The sequence below is a fragment of the Planococcus sp. YIM B11945 genome (assembly GCF_050864155.1).
Taxonomy (GTDB): domain Bacteria; phylum Bacillota; class Bacilli; order Bacillales_A; family Planococcaceae; genus Planococcus.
Genome location: NZ_JBOZWR010000007.1, coordinates 189,820 through 206,155, shown reverse-complemented (window position 1 = coordinate 206,155; position 16,336 = coordinate 189,820). Strand labels below are relative to the sequence as shown.

Below are 16,336 nucleotides of genomic sequence, written 5' to 3'. Positions count from 1 at the left end.
CAGGAAGAAAAAGCATTGCTTTTTCTTCCTGGGCTTTTTAGCGTTTCTCCAAGACATCCGCCATTGAATAAACAACCCGAATCCGATTCGGCTTTAAAAAGATTTCATGTGCAAAAATGCCGTGCCCGCCTATGAAGAACTCGGTGAATGGGCATCGTTCCGCTAGGGCCTCCAATTGCTCAAACAAAATTGGGTTCTGTTCAAACGGCAATGTTGTGGTGGCAGACAATAAAAGTTTCTCTGGTTTTAACTGCTGCACTAAGCGTTCAATCGACGACAGTTTCGGGGAAGGGCCGGCGGCAACCGTTTGCCACCCGTGCATCATCGCTTGGAGTAAAATAATGTGCAGCGGAATTTCGTGCGTTTCGTTCGGCAAACAGCTCCCGAGAAGAAGCGGGGCGCCTTCTGCAAGCTCGAAATTTCGCCGAACGCCTACCAGAAAATCGCGGATAAGCAAACTCGTGATGTTCTCTTGGCTTTCATCCCATGCGCCGCTCGCCCAACGGTTCCCGATTTCGCGCATCAAAGGCTGAATGATGGTACTTAAAAAAGTCTCCAATCCGTAACGGTGAAGGGCTTGTTTCAATAATAGCAATAAGCCTGCTTCATCGTATTTTGCGCCTTTTTCCAACAGGACAAGCACATCTTCGCTTAACGGCGCTTTCGCAACCAGCGTAGGTGATTGCTGCGAATGAAACAAAGTGAGCGCTTCTTTCATTGAATGGCCTTGCTCGCGCAATCGGCAAATTGTCAATAACGTTGCCACGTCTTGGGCTGTGTAGACACGGTAGCCATTGGCATGGCGTTTCGGGCAGATCAATCCGTATCGCTCTTCCCATTTGCGGATGACTTGGCGGGACAAACCGGTCAGCTCAGACACTTCTTTTACAAAAAGCTCATGTTCGGGGTTTGGGTTCATTGGGTCTTGCCTCTTTTCTAAAAGAGATCCTAGTATTTTTTATTGTGTTCCCTTATACTAATGAGATATAAACATTATACAAAAATTACACAAAGAATGTTTCAAACCTTATAACGAGGGAATAAGAGAAACTATTACGGTAGAATTCGATTGAACCTTGTACATTTTTTTGAAAAACCTTATACAACATGCATTCTACTAAAAGTGAGAATTGAGGAGATTCGTTTGAAGAAAAGTGTTAATGTCATCGGGGCAGGCGTAGCAGGTCTTGCAAGCGCTTGCCGTTTGCAGCGTGCAGGATACGAAGTTACACTCTATGAAAAAGAAGCGATGGCAGGCGGGAAGATGAACCGCATTCAGCAAGACGGCTACCAGTTCGATCTCGGCCCAACCATCGTCATGATGCCTGAACTTTACCGCGAAGTATTTGAAGTATGCGGTGTTGATCCGGACGATTACATTCCGATGCAGCGTTTAGACCCTATGTACAGCGTATTTTTCGAAGGTTCTCCAGATGATCATTATGAAATCAGCTCTGATTTGATTGAATTGACCAAAACACTCGAGTCATTCGGCGAAGAAGATACACAAGGCTTCTTTAAATACTTGCAAGAAATCTATAGCCGCTTTGCAGTCGCCAAAGAACATTTTCTTCAAAAACCGTTCCGTAAACCATCGGACTTTTACAATCCTTCGACGCTGCGCCAAGGCTTGAAACTGAAGACGTTCGACAATGCCGATACGTTTATCAGCAAGTACATTAAAAACGAACGCTTGAAACAAATGATCAGTTTCCAAACTTTGTACATCGGCGTTTCTCCTTATAGCGGCCCGTCTCTTTATACGATGATCCCGATGATTGAATTCCTTTACGGCGTCTGGTTCATCAAAGGCGGCATGTATACCTTGGCCCAATCGCTCGAGCGCTTATTTTTAGAAATGGGCGGCACGGTCCACTACAATTCGCCCGTTGATGAAATTGTCATCAAAAACGGACAAGCCATCGGCATTCAAGTGAACGGCGAATTTGTTGCATCAGACTTTGTCATGTGCAACGCCGATTTCCCGTACGCCATGAAAAACCTGGTGACTGAGCCAAAAGCAAAAGGGAAATACACCGATAAGAAAATCGACAGCATGAAATATTCGTGCTCGTGTTTCTTGATGTATCTCGGAATGGACAAAAAATACGATGAAGTGAAAAATGCCCACAACTTTGTTTTCAATGAAGAATTGGAACGCAATTTAAATGATATCTTTTCAGGAAAACGCCTGGATACGGCTTCGTTTTACGTGTACATTGGATCTAAGCTGGACTCAAGCCTTGCACCTGAAGGAAAAGACGGGCTTTATGTACTTGTTCCGGTATCCGATAAATCGGTGTCCCAGTATGAATGGGATGATGAAACGATCCAGCATTACCGCAACAATATTTTAGATGCGTTGGAAAAAGTCAAAGGCTTTGAAAACGTAAAACAAGAAATCGTCTCGGAATCGTATATGACGCCGCCTGACTTTGAGCGCCGGTTCAATGCTTACAATGGCGCAACGTTCGGCCTTCAGCCGACACTCGCGCAAAGCAATCACATGCGCCCGCAAAGCAAAGCGACTCATTGCGAAAACCTTTACTTCACAGGAAGCAGTACACATCCAGGGGCCGGTGTTCCGATTGTTTTATTGTCCTCTCGTATTGCCACGGAAGAACTTTTGCATGATGACAAAGGGATCCTATTCCACACCCGTTGAAAGGGGAGCTTTCCATGACTGCTCAAATGTCCGCTTTAGACGATTTTGCGTTTTGTGAACAAATCATCAAACGCCATTCCAAAAGCTTTTATTACGCTTTCTCCAAACTTCCCGAGGAAAAAGCGCAAGCTGTTTACGCCATTTATGCATTTTGCCGGACGGCGGATGACAGTGTGGATGAAAATCTTGGTAGTGCCGCGCAGTTAAAAGCGCTGGATCATTTAACCGCAGACCTTGACCGTTTTGCGGAAAAACAAGAAGTCAACCATCCGTTGTGGCGTGCGCTGCGTGTAGTATTTGACAAGTATGAAATGAACCTCGAACCTTTTTATGACCAAATCAAAGGGCAGCGGATGGACATTTCGTTTTCGACTCCGAAAACGCTGGAAGACGTGGAAACGTACAGCTATTACGTAGCGGGTTCTGTTGGGCGCATGCTGTTGCCAATCATTGCATCAGATTCCGATGTAGATTGTACGGATGCAGCCGTCAGCTTAGGAGTGGCGATGCAATTGACAAATATTTTGCGGGACGTCGGCGAAGACTTCCGCGACAAAGGAAGAATCTATTTTCCAGTCGAAGAACTTCAACGAGCAGGATACCGCGCCAGCCAATTGGCCAATGCCGAGATCAACGAAAGCTTTATCCAAGTGTGGGAACTGTTGGCGAGGCGTGCTGAATTTCTGTATGACGAGTTTCTCGGCTGTATTCCATACTTTGACAAAGACAGCCAAGCTCCCGTACGCGTCTCCGCCCAAGTGTACCGCGGCATTTTAGGAAGCGTCCGCCAAAACAATTACGATTGTTTTGCGAAGAAAAACTACGTAACGAAACGCGAAATGATCCGGATTTTGACGGAGTCGGCTAAATAAAAAATTTGGATAAAAGGACGGTACCTGTATGACGAATCCTACCAAATCCGTACTCGTGATCGGCGGTGGCCTGGGCGGCTTGTCTGCCGCCATTTCGCTGGCACAAAACGGGTACGCGGTTTCTTTATATGAAAAAAATGACCACATTGGCGGGAAATTGAACCGTCTGGAGCAGGACGGCTTCGGTTTTGACCTTGGCCCGTCCATTTTGACGATGCCGCACATTTTCGATAAATTGTTTCTCGGCAGCGGGAAGCGCATGAGTGATTACGTTCCAATGAAGCGGCTCAAACGCGAATGGCGCTCGTTCTTTCCGGACGGTACGGTGTTGGATTTGTATGGGGATCTTCGCTTGATGGAATGGGGAAATCCGACGCTTACCCGCGAGGACATCAAAGAATACCATGCCTTTTTAAAGTACGCGAAGCGGCTTTACGAGGCGACAGAAGTGGGTTATTTTGAAAAAGGCCTTGATTCTACAAAAGAAGTCATTGCAGCGCAAGGCGTCATCGCGTCTTTAAAAGGATTTGATTTGACGTCAACGGTGCATGGTGCGCTTTCTAAGCGAATCAGCAACCCGCATTTGCGCGACATGCTGTCGTATTTCGTCAAATACGTCGGTTCTTCTCCGTACGAAGCGCCGGCGGTTCTCAACATGATGATTTACATGCAGCACGTGCAAGGCTGCTGGTACGTGCCAGGCGGCATGCACAAATTAGCGGAAGGCTTAACGAAACTGGCCGTCGAAGCGGGTGTAGACATCCACACAGGGCTAGGCATTATGCACGTTCATACGGATAAAAACAGAGGGATCGAAGCGGTCGAACTGGAAGACGGAACGCTAAAAAAAGCGGATTATTACGTATCGAACATGGAAGTGATTCCGTTTTACAAAAAGATGGTCGCTGCGGATAAGAAGTTTGTGAAAAAGCTGGAAAAGAAATTTGAACCGTCCAGCTCCGGCCTGGTACTGCATTTGGGTGTGAAAAAGGAATATCCGTTTTTGAATCACCACAATTTCTTCTTTTCGGACAACCTGGAGAAAACGATGGATCAAGTGTTCAAAAAACACGAACTGCCGGATGATCCGACGATTTATGTCGTCAATGCCAATAAAACCGATCCGTCTCAAGCGCCTCCTGGCCACGAAAACTTGAAGATCTTGCCGCATATTCCGTATATCCAAGATAAGCCGTTCACCGAAGAGGAGTATCTGAAGTTTGAAGAACGCGTTCTCGAAAAATTAGAGCGCATGGGTCTTGTTGGTCTTCGTGACCATGTTGTAACGCGCGACGTCTGGACGCCGCATGACATTGAACGGACGTACGGATCTGACCGCGGAGCGATTTACGGCACGGTTTCCGATAAAAAGAAAAACAAAGGCTTCAAGCACCAAAAAGAAAGCGAACTGTACGACAACCTGTATTTTGTCGGGGGAACGGTCAATCCCGGCGGCGGCATGCCGATGGTGACATTGAGCGGCCAGCAAGTGAGCGATAAAATCGTCAAGCGCGACCAGCTCCAGAAGAAGAAACCAAAATCTAATTAAGGTGCCGAGGTGATTCGGGTATGCCTTTCATAGAATTAGCCATCGGTTGGATGGTATTGGTGGATGTGGCCGCATGGCTGTTTTTTCATCTTCTTCTTTCTTATGGCGCGTCGCTGCTGCCTTTTCACTCGTTCGAGCGCCGTGGCCGGCTGTTTCAGTCGTTCCGTTTTGAACGCCATGGCGAGTTGTGGCAGCAGCTTTTTCGAATAAAAGCATGGAAAGGGAAGCTTCCGGACGGTGCCATGATTTTCAAAAGTGCCTACAACAAAAAGGCGCTCCACGGAAACGATGCTGCGTCTTTGGCTGAATTCCTTGTCGAATCCAGAAGGGCGGAATTCACGCATTGGGTGCTATTGATGCCGTTGCCGCTTTTTTTGCTGTGGAATCCGCCATTGGCCTTTTGGCTGAACGCGGCTTATGCCATTCTCTTCAACCTCCCGTTCATTTTGGCGCAGCGCTATAACCGTCCGCGCCTAGAGCGGCTTATACAGTTAAAACAAAACAAGTCCCGGGCGATAACGAATCGCTGAGGGATTTTTTGTTTTTTAAAGACAGGACTTTGAAGAGCGGCTAACGAATATAGGGGGAAATAGCGGAATGGGAGGATGTTGGGCATGGAACCATTTACTCGAGAAGAAATGATGAAACGATTGGACTTTTTCATCGGCACCTGGAACATGGACGTGATTCACCCGCATTTGTTGCCAAACCCGATTTCAGGACGATCCACCTTTGAATGGCTGGAAGAAAAGTATATCGTTCAGCGCACGCACATCGATAAAAGTGAGTTTCCGGACAACATGATTGTTTATGACTTTGATCCGAACACGGGTCACTACTTGCTGCATTATTTCGATTCACGGGGGATAACGCGTTTGTATCAAATGACTTTAGAAAACGGAGCATGGACAATGCTGCGGGACAAAGCAGACTTTACGCCATTGAGCTTTTTTCAGCGTTTTATCGGTACCATCGATGAAGTGGGAAAGGTGATCGAAGGTTCGTGGGAAGCGTCGGATGACGGAGTGGAATGGGAGCATGACCTTAAGGTTGTGTATAGAAAAGAATGAGCTATGGGAAATAGAATTAAAGTGGTGAGTTAAAAATGTTTTAAAGTAATAGAGAAGAAAGAAGCTTTCCTTAAAGTCATCCAATATGACATAAGGAAGGCTTCTGTTTATTTAGATCGAAGAATCCTGACAGTTTAAATAGTGTAGAAACAGAGAGAATTTAATAATGTATTAATATGGAAAATTACCTGTTCATCGTTGCATCGTTTCAAGTGCCGCGGGAAAAGTGGATAGGAGAAGATTTAATCTATGAAGGCTAGCACGTCTCATTTTTTCTCTTCCTTTTTCAATTTTACAAGCAATATAAGCAATACCTTCGCCAGTTTAAGCATTTCTCAAATAAGCAAAAAACATACCAAAAAATCTCTTGCACGCTAGAATTTTCCAGAATATAATAAATCAACCGTAAAAGCGGGGATAAGGGAGAAATGAGGGCAAGGGGAAAATGAGAGCAAAAGAGATACAGACAGCGGATCAATTAATTGAAGCCATTCGAATTTTATGGAAGCAAAGATCGATTAGTAAATTACATATGTGGCTTAAGGAACTTGAAACTGAAGATGATTATTACCGTTTGATTCGCTTGGCAGATCAAGCGGATCTTAACCAATACAGCAATTTTCTAGCTACACATGCCTATAAACGGTTTGGGACGCTTCGTCCGTTTGCTTGGCATTGCACGCGGCTTTTGGAAACGGGGAAAAGTTTGGAAGCGGAAGAGCGCATGGTCAGCAGACTTTATGGGATTTCTGATACAGATTTTACATCGGAAGAACGTTTCTCTGCCCATCAGCTCCTGTTTCGAGTATTCTGCCAGCTGAACCGATTGCCAGAAGCAAAAGAGCAGCTAAAAAAAATCGGAGAAGCTAAGGGGATTCTATGGCCTGATGTAGAAGCATTTTATTATCTGCATAGCGGGGAATGGGAAAAGGCAGAGTCGATTTTTAAAAATGCTTTATTGCAAGAAGAGGCCAATCGAAAGGATTATGTGCTGCAACTGTATGCCTATTTCTTGGCAATGACAGGACGGCAAGCCGAATCTCTGGAGATGCTGCAAAAGGGACAAGCCGCTTATCCGGAAAACTGGTCGTTTTCCATGGAGCAGGTGAAAAGGCTTTGTCATCTCGGGCGATATCAAGAAACGATTCATCTAATAAAAGAAATCAACGCACGAAATCCGTTTCATATCTACCAGGATTACTATATTTATTTGACTGCAGAATGTTTGTATAAGCTGGAGAAGTGGGAAGAGTTATTAGCGTGGATTCAAGAAAATCAGAATGTGCTGGAAAAGACGATTTACGGAAAAACGACTATTCAGCGGAATGGGAATATAAAAGAGCTGAAGTTGACGCCAAAAGTACAGAAATTGGATTATTGTGTACCGGCTTCTTTGTCAATCATGCTTGAAGCATTTGGCATGGAAATTGATCAAGACGAAATTGCTTCCCATGTATTCGATGTGACAGGTTCGAAATTGAAAACCACAATGGCTTATATGGAATCATTAGGCTTGAAGGCACAGTATTTTAAAGGTTCAGTAGAAGTTTATAAAAAGATTATTGATGCCGGTGTTCCGGTACTGCTCAGCATGATGATCGAAAACAATGCGCATGTGCAAATAATAGTTGGTTATGATGATCGGCTGCAGGCGTTGATCATTCAAGATCCGAACGATCAGTCGCCATTTTTGATTTCTTATGCAGATGTAAAAGAAAACTATAAAATGACCGATTCGCTCAGTATGGTATTCGTTAAAGAAGAGCAAAAAAAGTTACTGGGACTTCTTAACAACAGTGAGCACCTGTTCTTCACGAAACTGTACGAGTTTCTAGATGAAGAAGGAGAAGATGAAAGCGAAGCGTTCTTAGACTTTTTAGATCAGCGTGAGGAAGAGCTTTATGCTGCAGTGATTGGGATTGTCGCTTTGTTTTCAGAAGGTGCAAAAACCCGGCATGAAAAGTGGCTGGAACGCCTTCGGACGGAATTTGGAACTGAAGACTCGGACCTGTCTTTGCTAACGGCGCACATGCATTATCAAAAAGACGAACTGCCTGAAGCACTTGCATGTCTGGCAAACGTGAATGAGCAAAAGAGTCCTTATGCGTTGTTTTTAAGAGCCGTTATTCTCATGAGCCAAAACAGTCATATACAGGCAATTCCATTATTGAAGCAATCAATTGAATTGGATCATTACCAGCCTTTGGCTTATAGCCATCTTGCCCGTTGTTATCTTGATATGGATAAAACACATCAAGCTTATAAATGGTCAAAAATTGCGTTCGAACAGTTGCCGACGGATATTTATGTGCAAATCACCCACAGTTTGATCCAGTATGAGTCTGGTGCCTATGAGAAAGCATTGACCCGCTTCCAGAAACTGAATTTGGAACAGCCAGAGGATGGCTATTACATTTATGAAGTTGGTCGTTGTTTGTTGGCTCTTGGGAAAGAGAATGAGGCAATCGCTTCTTTTGAAAAAGCCATTGAAATTGATGTGGAGTTACCTTATTCTTATTTGAGAATTGCTGAAATTCACATGGAAGCTGAGAACTGGGAGCAAGCCGAGGAAGTCGTCCATAAAGGCCTGGAACGAGCTAAAAATAAAGATGTCCTTCATCTTTATCGGGGACATATTGGATTAGAGAAAAAGCAGTATACAGAAGCGGAATCCGCTTACCGAAAAGCGCTGGAGCTTGATCCGGAAGACATGTTTGCAGTGACATGTATTGCTCATGCTTTAATCAAACAAAAACGTTTTTCTGAAGCGGCAGAATTTGTTAGCCAATTTGCAGAAAAAGGAGATATTGCTTACTTTATTCGGACTGCTTCGATGCTGTGGGCCGAATGGCCGGAGTTTGCGGGAAAAGAACTTGCGGTGTCTTTCCTGGAAAAAGGGCTTGAAAAGCATGAGCTCGATGGCTTTTCGGATATGGTTAGACAATACGCTGAGTTTGGCGAAGAACCACTGTTTCTAAATCGTGTGCTGAATAAGCTTAAAGAATTGAGACAGAAAAAGCTCGATGAAACGCTGTTCTGCTATGAGGGGCATTTGCATGAACTGTCAGGAAACCAACAATTTGCGCGGAAATTGTACGAACAGTCTGCTGAGAACTCACAAAATCCGTTTGCTTATTACCGTTTGGGTTTGCTAGAGGAAGAAGCAAACCGGCATGACAAAGCTATTCGCAATTATCTTCGATGTGTGGAATTAGATCCGGGTTATTCCTCTGCTCACGAGGGATTAATGCGCTCATATTCAGCCATTGACAGCAATTCGCGCGCATTTGCAGCGGCTCTTCATATTCTGCAAAATGATCCATTGGAACTTGATTTCAACGAGTTATTCAATCTGGCAACGACGGAGGAAGCGGTGAAGGCCATTTCGAAAACGCTTGAGCATGTGTCGGACCAAGTGCCAGAAGAATGGCTGCTTGTGGCCAAAGCGCATTGTGCTGAAAAAGAAGGAGCTATTGTAGAAGCAGAAGAATTGTTCAAACGGGCGAAAGCAGTTAACGGGGCATTTCCTTCTCATTATCAATACGCGGAATTTCTCGTGAGAAGAGGCGAGTTAAATCGTGCGGCAACATTATTGGAAGATTTAATTACTGAACAACCGGAGGAAGAAAGGTTGTACGGGGAATATATCCGGATTCTCGCAGAAACCGACAAAAAGAACGAGATCAGTAAGCGGTTGAAAAAGAGGCTGAGCGGTGAAAAATTAGCAATGGCCGAAACGTATTGCGCTGATCATCTGTCTCAGTGGTTTCTTGAAGAAGAGGCCGTAGCAGAACCAGAGAAAAAGGGCGTTTTCGGAAAAATGTATCTTAAAGCTCAACAGCTCCGAACAATTTCAACCGTCATTACGTTATATGAAGAAGCCGCTAAACGAATTCCCGAAAATGAGATGCCGGTTATCCGGTTAGCCAAGCTCTATTTGGATCGTGAAATGGCAAAAGAAGCTGCAGATGAATTAAAACCTTTTGTAAAACGCACCGGAAATTACGAAGCGGCATGTTTGCAGATGCAAGCAACAATTCAGTTGGCTGAAGAAAAAAATTCAGCAAAACTTTACCGAAACGCAATTGAACAAGCACAAGTGCTTCATAAGCAGCAACCGATGGATACCTCCGTTTTAATGGGATGGGGCTTTTCATTAGAAGCGCTCGGAGAACCTGGAAAAGCTTTAGAACAGTATGAACACGTAATCCGTCTTGAACCATTCAATGGGGAAGCTTACGTCCGGATGCTGCAACTTTTAGCCGAGCATCGTTCTGCAGGCATCGAAGCGTTTGTTGCGTCCATACCGGAAGAGCTGCGGAAACAAGAATGGATCCGGCTCGCCCATGCAGTTGCCTATTTGTCTATGGATAAAGCAATGAAAGCACAAAAGATTTTGGTTGCTTTAACAGAAGAAGAACGTGAATTTCTGCCGGCTTATTATGAATTGGCCCGTTGCGAAATGATGCTTAACAATAAACAGGCAGCTATTAGTGCCATTCAGCAATTGTTAAGGAAAGAAGAAGGCGAACTCTATGTTGCCTCCATTACAGAGGACCCGTTATTTGAGCCGATCTATGAAGAACTTGATAGGTTGGTTGAGGAATTAGTTTAAAGAAAATGGCGCTAGGCATACTAATTCGTTATAAATCACCTGATGCAGCGAATGTTTCTAGTGATTAATGTATATATAATTTTTGTATCGCTGAAATTGCATTTTGAGTGAAATAGCCCCCGTAGTGCACTCGCGCTTCGGGGGTTTTGTTATTTAAGCCTACAGCTTAAAAGAAATGAAATATAGATAATAAAATATTTAGAATATTTACACTTTATTATTGCTTTTTTATTTTGTATAAGTTATAAATAAATTGTATATAACTTATACAAAAACTAAACAAGAAGAGGAGTGGTTAACTTGAAAAAGATTTTTGTTTCTCTGTCAGTGGCAATGGCGCTCGTGCTGTCAGTATTTGCAGCAGGAGTTATGGCGGATAGCCATACTGCAAAAGTAAGAGTGGTCCATGCGTCGCCGGATGCACCAGCAGTCGATGTGTACGTCAACGGCGATTTAACGTTGGAAGATGTTCCGTTTAAAGCGGATTCCGGGTATTTGGACGTCCCGGCAGGTGCACATAATGTAGAAGTTTTTGCAGCAGGCAGTGAATACGCAGAAGGCGAAGCAGTTTTACAGGCAGATCTTTCGGTAGAAGCAGGCAAAGCCTATACAGTCGCAGCAGCCAATACCTTGGATTCACTTGAATTTGTCGTAGCGGAAGATTCGATGTCCGTCACTGAAGGAAAAACAAAGATTCGTGTTGGCCACTTATCACCGGATGCACCAGCCGTTGACGTTGGAATCATTGGCGGCGACGCTGTATTCAGCGGAGCAGAATTCCCGGGAATTACGGATTATGCAGAGTTGGATGCTGGAACCTACGACTTGGAAATCCGCTTGCCAGATGGTACGCAAGTCTTGCCGCTAGAGGCGACTGAATTGAAAGCGGATACCGTTTACTCGGTATTTGCCATCAACACAGCTGATCAATTGGAAGTCCTTGCATTGGTCGATTACGAAATGGCCGCTTCACCGAATGGCATGCCGACTACCGGCCTTGGAACGCCTGAACAAAGCCAGATGAACTGGGTGTTGGCAGCTGGAGCTCTAGCATTGATTGCGGGAAGCGGAGTAGTCTTGAGAAGACGATTTCAAAACTAAGCTGTTGTTAGCGTTTATTGGCGCCTTTGTTCTATTGGCGGGTTGCCAAACCTCAAGCGATGAAGTAAGCGAACGCACAAAAGATGTCGGGTTTATTGCCGAACAGCCGCCGGAAATTCAGACGGCTGCGGCAGCCAAAACGGCAGCGCCTGCAGAAAATCCGATTAACGCCTTAAAACGAGATGGAATAAAACCTGATACGCTATCCATTCCGGCAATTGGCGTTGAAGCGAAGGTGCTGCATCTTGGCGTGACGGATAATGGGGAAATGGATGTTCCAAATACAATTGATGACGTCAGCTGGTTTGAACCCGGATATAAACCGGGAGAAAACGGGCGGGCAGCCATCGCCGGCCATGTAGATGGAAGAAACGGCCCAGCCATCTTTTGGGACTTGGCCAAGCTTGAAGCGGGAGATGAGATTTTAATTGAAGGAGAGAAAGAGCAGCTGCGTTTTAACGTGTACGCCATGGAATCGGTTGCGCTGGACCTTGCGGATATCGACAGTATATTCGGCTACCGCTCTACTCCCGAACTGATTCTTATCACGTGCTCAGGCGATTACAATCATGACCGGGGAACAAGGGAAGAACGGCTCATTGTCTATGCAAAACTTGTCTCCCATTAATATGAAAGGCGCACTCGGTAAAAAGAGTGCGCCTTTTGTATGACTAAAGTTGTATAATAGAAGTAAATTAAAAGGAATTTACGAGTTTTCTGAAGAATAGTATCTAGTGAGAGCACATACAGGAGGCGCCACATGAAATATTTCACTAAAGATTGGTACGACGAAATGCAGGTGCTTGGCTTTCTGACGTTCCATGAAACCCGAGAAGAATGGGAAGAAGAGCTGGCCTATTTTGAAGAAGAAGGCATCGACTATAAGGAAATTGGCCGGCGTGATTTGGAAGAGATGCGTCCGGATTTATTCAAATTTCTGCCAGAGTCTTTTCACCCGTATATCCGCAATGGAACGATTAATGCTGGGTTCCCGCCGCAAGAACTGCGCGACATGGCAAAGCAATGGGAAGCGGAATGCGAAGCGCGCATGGAAATGCTCGGCGATGACTACAGCCGCCACTATGAAGTCATCAAACAGGAACTTCCTGCGGGTGCCATCCAATTAATGGAGCAAAGCTTGCACGGCGCAAAGGTGCTTTCAGTCGAACAGCCGTCGGACGACGTCTTGCTGGTCAAGCTCGATTGCAGCGGAGGCTTCCATTATTTCACCGACATTCAGTTGACGTTCACTGGGGTTAGGGAGACTGATATTCCGGCAGGTTTTGAAGGTGCATGGTGGCTGTACAACGAAATTTATCTGGAGGACGGTGGATTTGATCTCCACGTTCTTTTCGACAGTCCTATGGTTGAAGTGAAAATCATTGCCAATGATATAAAAATTGAAGTGTTGGAATAGCAGAGAAAGAAGGCAAGAAAATGAAAGAGTTTGGGTTATATGCGGCAGCGGTAGCAGCAAATGCCCTGCTGATTTACTTATCGGAGATTTGGTACGGAACGACCTGGTTTTCGGAATGGCTGCTTGGATTGCTTGCCATCGGGGCATTTGCTTTGTTTTTGCAAGAATGGAAACGGTTTAGCTTGCGCGGAGGCGGTTTTGTTTTCATAACAGCACTCACGCTATTGACCATCAACTCCATCTTTTTTGTCCAAGCGGTGCCGGCTGCCATCATTACGGCCGGTTTGGGATTATTGATTATTCCGCTCTATAAGAGCAAGCAGGATGTGGCGCTGACCGCCGGCGGATTTGTGTTCATCAACCTGTTGATCCAGCTGGAAGTGCAAAGTGAAGCAACAATGTGGATGATTTTCGGCACGGCTGGAATCTTGGCATTGATCGGTTTCCGGAAGCGGTTCTTGCTGCTGAGAGGGTGTTTTACGGTGATGTTTTCAATGGCGGCGCTGGTTTTGCTGTTCCTAAACTTTTTCTCGCAAGCTTATATAATCAGCCTGCTGATGATTGGGTGCATTGCCTTGTTTATCGTAGGTACGTACCGGTTTTCGAGAAAAGCGATGTCTTGAAACAAATTATTTTTTACATACCGCCACACCCATTGCTTCGGCAAGTTGGGTATGGCTTTTTTACTTAAAGTCATCAAAGCTGTTTAGGATTTTGATTCGGCGACAAATGGTTTATAATGGGATTTTAATGATGGAGGGATTCAAGGGATGGTTGAAAAGCAGCTGACTGACAAGCAGGAAAACCAGAATTTTTTTATTTACCTGTCAAACCGGGAAATCAAAGAAACCTTTCCAATGATTTCAGATGCGCCTTCTTCTCTTTATAAACGGGCATACAACGAAATCAATATGGAGTATACGGCAGCTAGCATATATGAAAGATTGGCTGTTTTACAAGAGGATAGTTGGTTTGCCTTATCAAAACCGCACAGCATTGAACCGAGGCATTATGAAAATTTTTTGTTTATCCAGCAGAGTGCCAGCACCGAACATGTTTCATTTTCTGCATTTGAACCTGAAGTTACATACAGCAGCTTGAACGAAGCCGTTGCATCCGGAAAAGAACTATTAAAAAAGAAACAGCAGCTTTATCCTGGGCAAGTTTTTACAGTTGTTTGTGCAGCCTTTTTGATTGATTGCAATCAGCGTTAAGGAAAGGGGATAGGCAATGATGCGAGTAGTTTTGGAACAGATTTCAAAGCAACTGGGTTCTCATTTTGGTTCGTTTTTAAATGAGCCTGCTTCGGTTGAAGAAATTGGAAAAGTTGAACAGGAAATTGGCGTTGATTTTACGGAAGAATTGAAAGAATTATACCGCATACATAACGGAGAATTATCTGAAGGGCCGGGATTGTTCTTTGGAATGGCCTTTTTATCATTAACCGCCATGTTGAATGAATGGCGGTTTTCTTCAGAAACAGCCGACGCTGAACTGGCCCATGAAATCCCGTCTTATTCAGTTCCGGCAGAAGTGATAAAAGAACGGTATTCCAACAAGAAATGGCTTCCGATTGCGCATGATTACGGCGGCAATTTCTTGGCTGTGGATCTTGATCCCGGTCCTAAAGGAGTTTACGGCCAGATTATCAATTATGGGCGCGATGAAGAAGTAAAATATGTCGTTGCTTACAGCGTCAAAGACTTGCTTGAGTTTATTTCAAAAACAATAGAGAGCGGTTTTTACACCATTGATGAAGAGATGTGGAGTTACAGTCATGTGGAAGATAGGCATTTTTTGGATGCTTTGAGAGAAATGCCGCTGCCTGTTCTGAATGCCGTCGCGCTGGTTTCCAAAGCAGAAATGGCCCTTTCGCCAGAAGCCCTGGACGCAGAATGGAAAGAACGAATTGAAAAGATGTCGGGAAATTTTAAGCGGTTTTCGCGGGAAAAACTCATTTTTTTAGGTGCTAAAGGCATCAAGGACATTTCCCCGTTAGCTGCATGCACCGATGTTAGAGAACTGATATTGAGCAAAAACGAAGTCAGGAATCTAGCGCCTCTGCAAACTGTCACAACATTGAAGAGGCTGTATCTCGGGAGCAACCCGATCGCTTCACTGAGTCCTTTAAGAAATTTGGAGAACCTGCAATACTTGAATATCTCCAACACGCCGGTTACTGATGCGGCTCCTTTAATTTCCCTAGGAAAATTGAAAGAGCTGTACATGGCCAATACGCACATAGAGGATTATCATTTTCTTAAGCAGCTGCCTGAATTACAGACCTTATCCATTTCGATTTTCAGTTATGGGCAATTAGCGGCGCTGGTGGAAGCTACCCAATTAAAGCACCTGCAAATCGACCAATTAGCAGGAGTGACGCAAGGGGATATAATCATGCTTTCAAGGCTGAAAAATCTGCAGTCTGTGACCATCAAAGGGGCGGCACTAAGGAATCTGCAATTCTTATTGGGCAACCAAAAACTGAAAGAACTGATTTTAATTGATTGTGCGATTGCCGATGGCTCGGCAATCAATAGGCTGCCTATTGAAATTCTGGAATGCAGCCAAACGCCGATCCGTAATATTGAAGTCATCGCCGGCTCCCCGACATTACAAGCGTTTGCAGGCAGTTTCCAGCAATTTTGGACGTTGAAACAACTGGTGTCCCGTCCAGTGGATTTCTCTAAAATTATTGGGGGCATGACAGACAAAGAGGAAGAAATTTGGATGAGCAGTTTAAAAGAAAAATAAGTGGCTCTTCCATTCTCTAAATTTATAAGTACGTTCCATCTAGTAGTGGGATTGTTTGTATGCTTACTAAATAATAAGATCCTGCAGATACCTGTTAAGTTATCTGCAGGCTCTTTTTCGTTCGAACAACTCGTTTTGGTCTTGCAAATCTCCACCTATGTGTCTAACCTTACTTCATAATATATTATGTCAATTATTCGGAAGAAAAATCTAATTAATTGAATGGTTTTATTTTTTATAAAGGAAGAATAGATTTTTGATTTCCAAAGATTTAATTCGTTAAATAATGATAT

General features: G+C 44.4%; 13 protein-coding genes. 12 read left to right on the top strand and 1 reads right to left on the bottom strand.

Features of this window, described 5'->3' with window-relative positions; all coding sequences use genetic code 11:
* Window positions 1–37: 37 nt before the first annotated feature.
* A complete protein-coding gene (locus ACRRQV_RS14510) occupies window positions 38–919 on the bottom strand; it encodes a MerR family transcriptional regulator (protein WP_432532109.1) in 882 nt (293 codons plus the stop codon).
* 225 nt (window positions 920–1,144) lie between these two features.
* Between ACRRQV_RS14510 and ACRRQV_RS14505 the strand changes: the two genes are divergently transcribed.
* The 12 genes from ACRRQV_RS14505 to ACRRQV_RS14450 all read left to right on the top strand — a co-directional run bounded on the left by ACRRQV_RS14505 (window position 1,145) and on the right by ACRRQV_RS14450 (window position 16,043).
* Entirely contained in the window at window positions 1,145–2,665 is a 1,521-nt protein-coding gene (locus ACRRQV_RS14505) for a phytoene desaturase family protein (protein ID WP_432532107.1), read from the top strand.
* Window positions 2,666–2,679: 14 nt separating this feature from the next.
* Window positions 2,680–3,537: a phytoene/squalene synthase family protein gene (locus ACRRQV_RS14500; RefSeq protein ID WP_432532105.1), complete on the top strand. Its 858-nt coding sequence runs from the start codon at window positions 2,680–2,682 to the stop codon at window positions 3,535–3,537.
* 28 nt (window positions 3,538–3,565) lie between these two features.
* Window positions 3,566–5,086 (top strand): phytoene desaturase family protein, encoded by a 1,521-nt coding sequence (locus ACRRQV_RS14495; protein WP_432532103.1) that lies wholly within the window; start codon window positions 3,566–3,568, stop codon window positions 5,084–5,086.
* 20 nt (window positions 5,087–5,106) lie between these two features.
* Entirely contained in the window at window positions 5,107–5,616 is a 510-nt protein-coding gene (locus tag ACRRQV_RS14490) for a glycosyl-4,4'-diaponeurosporenoate acyltransferase (protein WP_432532101.1), read from the top strand.
* A gap of 84 nt (window positions 5,617–5,700) precedes the next feature.
* Window positions 5,701–6,156, top strand: coding sequence for a hypothetical protein (locus ACRRQV_RS14485; RefSeq protein WP_432532099.1), 456 nt, complete (start codon window positions 5,701–5,703; stop codon window positions 6,154–6,156).
* 445 nt (window positions 6,157–6,601) lie between these two features.
* A complete protein-coding gene (locus tag ACRRQV_RS14480; protein WP_432532097.1) occupies window positions 6,602–10,771 on the top strand; it encodes a tetratricopeptide repeat protein in 4,170 nt (1,389 codons plus the stop codon).
* Between the two features lie 300 nt (window positions 10,772–11,071).
* Window positions 11,072–11,872, top strand: coding sequence for a DUF4397 domain-containing protein (locus ACRRQV_RS14475; RefSeq protein WP_432532095.1), 801 nt, complete (start codon window positions 11,072–11,074; stop codon window positions 11,870–11,872).
* 4 nt (window positions 11,873–11,876) lie between these two features.
* Complete coding sequence (locus ACRRQV_RS14470; protein WP_432532093.1) at window positions 11,877–12,500, top strand: class F sortase; 624 nt, start codon at window positions 11,877–11,879, stop codon at window positions 12,498–12,500.
* A 132-nt stretch (window positions 12,501–12,632) separates the two neighbouring features.
* On the top strand, window positions 12,633–13,289 hold the full coding sequence (locus ACRRQV_RS14465) for a DUF4085 family protein (RefSeq protein WP_432532091.1): 657 nt from the start codon (window positions 12,633–12,635) through the stop codon (window positions 13,287–13,289).
* A gap of 20 nt (window positions 13,290–13,309) precedes the next feature.
* Window positions 13,310–13,912: a hypothetical protein gene (locus tag ACRRQV_RS14460; RefSeq protein WP_432532089.1), complete on the top strand. Its 603-nt coding sequence runs from the start codon at window positions 13,310–13,312 to the stop codon at window positions 13,910–13,912.
* Window positions 13,913–14,059: 147 nt separating this feature from the next.
* Window positions 14,060–14,503: a hypothetical protein gene (locus ACRRQV_RS14455; RefSeq protein WP_432532087.1), complete on the top strand. Its 444-nt coding sequence runs from the start codon at window positions 14,060–14,062 to the stop codon at window positions 14,501–14,503.
* Window positions 14,504–14,519: 16 nt separating this feature from the next.
* Window positions 14,520–16,043, top strand: coding sequence for an SMI1/KNR4 family protein (locus ACRRQV_RS14450; protein ID WP_432532085.1), 1,524 nt, complete (start codon window positions 14,520–14,522; stop codon window positions 16,041–16,043).
* Window positions 16,044–16,336: the final 293 nt, after the last annotated feature.

What these genes read in the sequence shown, in the direction of transcription:
- ACRRQV_RS14460 (WP_432532089.1), top strand. Translation starts at nt 13,310, where the DNA reads ATGAAAGAGTTTGGGTTATATGCGGCAGCGGTAGCAGCAAATGCCCTG.
- ACRRQV_RS14465 (WP_432532091.1), top strand. Translation starts at nt 12,633, where the DNA reads ATGAAATATTTCACTAAAGATTGGTACGACGAAATGCAGGTGCTTGGC.
- ACRRQV_RS14500 (WP_432532105.1), top strand. Translation starts at nt 2,680, where the DNA reads ATGACTGCTCAAATGTCCGCTTTAGACGATTTTGCGTTTTGTGAACAA.
- ACRRQV_RS14480 (WP_432532097.1), top strand. Translation starts at nt 6,602, where the DNA reads ATGAGAGCAAAAGAGATACAGACAGCGGATCAATTAATTGAAGCCATT.
- ACRRQV_RS14450 (WP_432532085.1), top strand. Translation starts at nt 14,520, where the DNA reads ATGATGCGAGTAGTTTTGGAACAGATTTCAAAGCAACTGGGTTCTCAT.
- ACRRQV_RS14510 (WP_432532109.1), bottom strand. Translation starts at nt 919, where the DNA reads ATGAACCCAAACCCCGAACATGAGCTTTTTGTAAAAGAAGTGTCTGAG.
- ACRRQV_RS14490 (WP_432532101.1), top strand. Translation starts at nt 5,107, where the DNA reads ATGCCTTTCATAGAATTAGCCATCGGTTGGATGGTATTGGTGGATGTG.
- ACRRQV_RS14455 (WP_432532087.1), top strand. Translation starts at nt 14,060, where the DNA reads ATGGTTGAAAAGCAGCTGACTGACAAGCAGGAAAACCAGAATTTTTTT.
- ACRRQV_RS14495 (WP_432532103.1), top strand. Translation starts at nt 3,566, where the DNA reads ATGACGAATCCTACCAAATCCGTACTCGTGATCGGCGGTGGCCTGGGC.
- ACRRQV_RS14485 (WP_432532099.1), top strand. Translation starts at nt 5,701, where the DNA reads ATGGAACCATTTACTCGAGAAGAAATGATGAAACGATTGGACTTTTTC.